Raw genomic sequence first — 4,623 nt, 5'->3', positions numbered from 1 at the left:
ACACAGGAAGGGATTGGCTTGGGCAAAGCGGGCCACACCCCGCAGGGAGTCCACCCGGCACACAAAGGCCACCAGCACCAATGCCACCACCCCCCACAGCGGATAGCGCCGGTTCTGGTAGCGTGGATCGTCCAATGAGGCTAAGGCTTCGCGTAAGTTCATGCCTCTATCTAGCCTCAACCCTGAATAACGGTCAAGTCTGGGAGGTAGACCTGGGTGGTGGCGATCGAGGCGTGGCCCAGCAGCTCCTTGACCGCGTCCACCGGCACCCCCTCCTCGACCAGGGCGGTGCCGAAGGCGTGGCGGAACTTGTGGGGGGTGAAGCGCCGGGGGTCCAGCCCGGCCCGCACGGCCGCCGCCCGGAAGCGCAGCAGCACCCAGGTGGCGGTGGGGACCTTGCCCACCCGCCGGCCCGGCCCCCGGGCCTCGAAGACGAAGAGGCGGTCGGCCCCGCAGCCCGCCAGCGCCCGCCGCGCGGCGGGGGAGAGGGGGACCAGGCGCTCCTTGTCGCCCTTGCCCACCACCCGCACCGCCGCCGGGGCCCCGCCCTCAGGCGTACCGGCGTCCGCCGGTCCCGAAGGGAATCTGCCCTCCGTCACCAGGTCGCGCCGGCGGAGGGAGAGCGCCTCGGAGATGCGCAGCCCGGTGCCGTAGAGGAACAGGGCCAGCCGGCGCAGCAGGCCCTCCTCGGGCTCGCCCTGCAGGGCCTCGAGGAAGCGCGCGAGCTCGGCGCGCTCGGGGTGCACCGCCAGCCGGGCGCCGGCCCTGGGGCGGGCGACGGGCTCGGTCACGTCCTCGACCGCCTCGCCGCGCACCCGCCGGCGCCAGCGGCAGTAGGTGCGCAGGGCCGCCAGCAGGGCCCGCGCCCGCCTCGGCCCGGGGGAGCGCTCCTCCAGCAGGGCCCGCACCGCCTCGGGGGTCTCCCCCAGGCCGCGCCGCTCGAGGAAACGGTGCCAGGCCCGCACGTCGCGCAGGTACTTCTCCACGCCCCGGGGGGCGTGGCCCTTCTCCAGGCGTAGGTAGCGGGCGAAGGCCTCCAGGCGCTCCTCCAGCGCCGGGTCGAGGGGGGCAGGGCGGGGGAGGGGGTCCACCCGGTGTGTGGGCTTTGCCCGTCCCAGCAGGGGATCGTCCATGCGGCCATCCTAGCATAAGTTTATGGAAATGCCGATTTCCATAAAAATTCTTAAGCACCCCAGGGAAGGGCCTGGCCCCCTACTAAGCTGTGGGGTTACACCCGGGGCCGATCCTGCCTCGGGCACTGTCTGTACGCCGGTATAGGAACCGGGCGCTCGCCGCCTGTTGGACACCCCGAACCCCCTGTGGGGTTTTGAGGTTTGGGGGTTTTCGCCTCGAGGCCGTCGAGCCGGGTGCCGGACAGTGGTCAGGGGGTGGCCTCGAGCTATCCGCCCTCTGCCCACTGCCCCCGAGCTGCCCCTCGAACCCCCACCGATCTCTCCACGGCTTTACTGTTATCAGGATTGGGTCCGAGTTATCGATTTCTGGACCTATCCCAGATAAAAACGCTGTCCAGGACGGGCTCGAGACCGCCGACCGCATAAAACGAAAAGCAAGGCCCCTCCGCGGAGGGGCCCAGGGTTGGACACCGGGCTAGGTGGAGGTTTTGGGGGGTAGGGACGCCGGAATCGGAGGCTCGAGCCTCGGCCTCCACTCCCTGGGGTAGGTCGTGGCGGAGGGGCAGGGCAGGACGCCCACCCCGCTGCAAGTTCTTCTGGCACACCTGCGCCGTGCGGTCACCCATTCCCTGGCGTGGTACCCCGGTACCGAACTTTCCCACTCGCCCACGGCCCTGCTTGCTGCTTCACCGTAGGGGCTCGGCCGCGGTGGTCTTGTCGACGAAGAGCAGGGCGTCGAAGTAGTCGGGGAGGGTGGCCGCGCTCGAGCCGAGCAGGAGAGGAACGTAACTCGACCCGATGGCCTTGATGAGCTGGGGCCGCCGCAGCCAGCGCCCCAGCGGGCTGTCAGGCCGGACGGCGCGCAGGTCGAGCAGGAAGTCCCCGCCGAAGGCCCGGTGGAAAGCGGAGTCGGCGGTGCCGGGGAGGGTGGGGAAGATGGGCATGGCCACCCGCTCCCTGCCGACCCCGGGTAGTTGGGGCCACATGGCCAGCACCCGCCCGGAGTAGAAGGTGGTAGCCAGGGCGAAGTAGCCGCCGCCGTAGCGCTGACGCAGGTACCAGCCCATCGGGGACCCGCGCAAGGGGTAGATGGCCCGCTCGGGGAAGGCGACGTGGCCGTTGTGCGCCCAGAGGACGGCCTTGCGTCCGGGGTACTCCTTCTCCAGCACCGTGATGATGGTCTCGGCCATGAGCCGGTCCCGGGTGCCGTCGTCCAGGATGATGAACCGTGGAATCCAGCTGGGCTGATCGAAGGCCGCGTCGAAGCCGAAGAGGTCGAGGGGGCGGTCGGGGTGCTGCTGGCGGTAGCGGGCCATCCACCCCAGCAGCCCGGCGAGCTCCCGGGTGCCGGGGAACATGTTCCGCGCCGCCAGCTCGCCCGCGTCGGGCAGGCCGGCCTGGACGATGCCGTTGGCGACGGGGTCGTCAGGCGCCTCCATCCCCAGCACGCTGAAGCCCATCTCCTCGACCAGGAAGCGGATGATGGAGGCTTTGTACTCGAAGATCTCCTTGGTGCCGTGCGACCCCTCGCCCAGCCCCACCACCCGCGCGTTCCCGACCAGCCGGCGGAGGTAGGCCTTGTCGGCCGGGCTGAGCGCGGTAGGCGAACCGCTGACGGGGTGGGCCTCGCCCCGGAGCTGGGCGACGACGGGCCGGTTGGCGAGCTCGAGCGCCAGCGCGGCCAGCAGCGCCAGGGCGCACAGGAGCAGGAAGCCCCGGAGCGACGACAGGAAGCGCACCAGGCCCCAAAGTGACCGCAGCCACCTCGAGGCCCCCGGGCTCCAGGTCACCCGCCCTCCGCGGTCCCCCGGGTGTGCCCGGCCGGCGGCCACTTCCCCGCGTTCAACACCCGATCACCTCGTAGCCATTCTACACAACCCCGGACACCCCGGCCGCCGGGCCCGACCTCGACGCCCTCGAGGCACAGGTACAGCGGGGCCGGGGGAGGCTCGCCGCGAGGCGCGACCCCAGCCGCGCCTGGCTTCCACCGCCTGCAGCTCCGGGAGCCCCCAGGCCGGCGCCACTCCCTTCGTCACCGCCACCGGGTCGTGCGCACGGGTGGGCGTCATGGCCGCCCGCCGTGACCGCCTCTGCGGCGCGCTGCCCTACGGCCGCCCGACCGCCGCAAGGCGCTGGGGTGGGGGAGGCGCCGGCAAGAGTGGTGCGGATCGCTTTAAAACACCCCGGCCTTGGAGTTGACACTCCCACGGCTAAAGCGCGTGGGATTCTTGGTTCGTTGCCGCCTGCCCACCATGCGTAGGTCTTACGGCGGCTCCCCAAGCGTTTTGCGTCTCCGTGTGCCCCACGGCGACGGGAATCCTGTGGATTCCTTCGGCGCGGATGTTTCGCGCCGCGTTCAGGTCTCGGTCGTGCACCGCCCCGCACCCACAGGTCCAAACCCTGTCCGAGAGGGTGAGGGCGGTGTGGATTACGTGGTTTGCTACTTGAAATGGGGGAAGAAAAGGGAGATGGTCTTCATTGCTATGAGAAACCATCCCCGCTATCAGCATAGCCTAGAGGAACTGTTTTTGAGGGTCTTCATCCTGGTGGATGACTGGCTCAAAGCCAACCAGGAGCGCTTCAGGCTACCGGTGCAAGCCAACCAGGTGGCCAGCTACAGCGAGTTATTCACCATAGCCCTGGTCGGTGAACTGTTGGCCCAGCCCTACGAGTCGGTGTGGTACTGGTTGGTGCGTCAGAATCATCGGGGCTTGTTCCCGCGACTACCCGAGTACAGCCGTTACCATCGGATCGTGCGCAATGCGGAGCCCCTATGGGCCGAGCTCGCTCAATCGCTAGCCGCCAAGGAGGATGAGGATCGGGGGATTGAGCTCATCGATACCAAGCCCCTCCCATCGCCAAGGGTAAGCGTTGGGAATGGGCCAAGATGCCCGAGGCCAGCAAGGGCTTCAGCACCGATGGGGATGGTCTGGGGCTTCAAGCTGCACGCGGTGGTGAGCCTGGGGGGGCTGTTCCGACGTTGGGCCTTTGTGCCTGCGCACGCGCACGAGAGCCGTGTGGCCTGGGGGCTGGTTCAGGGGCCCACGCTAGGGGACAGGGCTTACGTGGGCACGGGGGTGTACTGTCCCAGCCGCAAGAACATGAAGCGCCAGACCTTCTGGCCCAGGGCTTTATCCAGGCTGCGTAAACGCATCGAGACCAGTTTCAGTTCCCTGGTCCGCTCGCTTCACCTGCACGTGGGGCAGGTCAAGACCTTCTGGTCTTTACGAGCCAGGGTCAACCTCAAAATCGCTGCCCACAACCTCATGCACTCAGGTGTGTTGGTCTGACTTCAGGTAGCAAACGAGGTAAGTTCATCCTCGACATGGTGGTGAACCACGCCGGCTACAACGCCCGCGTCGTGAGCCAGCGGCCCTCCTGGTTCCACAGCCCCGGCGAGTGCACCAACGACGAGACCTGTGCGCTGGCGGGCCTCCCCGACTTCAAGCAGGAGGACCCCACCGTCGCCGGCTACCTCACCAACCTGAGC

At 68.7% G+C, this 4,623-nt stretch carries 4 protein-coding genes; 1 reads left to right on the top strand and 3 read right to left on the bottom strand.

Translation table 11 applies throughout. From position 1 onward, the window contains the following. Positions 1–176: 176 nt before the first annotated feature. From MEICH_RS0114960 to MEICH_RS28085, 3 genes are all read right to left on the bottom strand, one after another. Positions 177–1,133 carry a tyrosine-type recombinase/integrase gene (locus MEICH_RS0114960; RefSeq protein ID WP_051304238.1) on the bottom strand — a complete coding sequence of 319 codons (957 nt, stop codon included), beginning with the start codon at positions 1,131–1,133 and terminating at the stop codon, positions 177–179. 686 nt (positions 1,134–1,819) lie between these two features. Then, positions 1,820–2,872, bottom strand: coding sequence for an erythromycin esterase family protein (locus tag MEICH_RS0114955; RefSeq protein ID WP_218916418.1), 1,053 nt, complete (start codon positions 2,870–2,872; stop codon positions 1,820–1,822). Between the two features lie 471 nt (positions 2,873–3,343). Next, positions 3,344–3,628, bottom strand: a complete 285-nt coding sequence (locus MEICH_RS28085; protein ID WP_245587683.1) for a transposase — start codon at positions 3,626–3,628, stop codon at positions 3,344–3,346. Between MEICH_RS28085 and MEICH_RS0114950 the strand changes: the two genes are divergently transcribed. Further along, positions 3,557–4,423 (top strand): IS982 family transposase, encoded by an 867-nt coding sequence (locus MEICH_RS0114950; RefSeq protein ID WP_245587695.1) that lies wholly within the window; start codon positions 3,557–3,559, stop codon positions 4,421–4,423. The genes MEICH_RS28085 and MEICH_RS0114950 overlap by 72 nt on opposite strands. The last annotated feature ends 200 nt before the right edge of the window (positions 4,424–4,623 follow it).

Origin of the sequence: Calidithermus chliarophilus DSM 9957, from assembly GCF_000430045.1 — a bacterium.
GTDB lineage: Bacteria > Deinococcota > Deinococci > Deinococcales > Thermaceae > Calidithermus > Calidithermus chliarophilus.
Note: the sequence above shows the minus strand (reverse complement) of the source record. Positions and strands in the feature narration are given on the sequence as shown.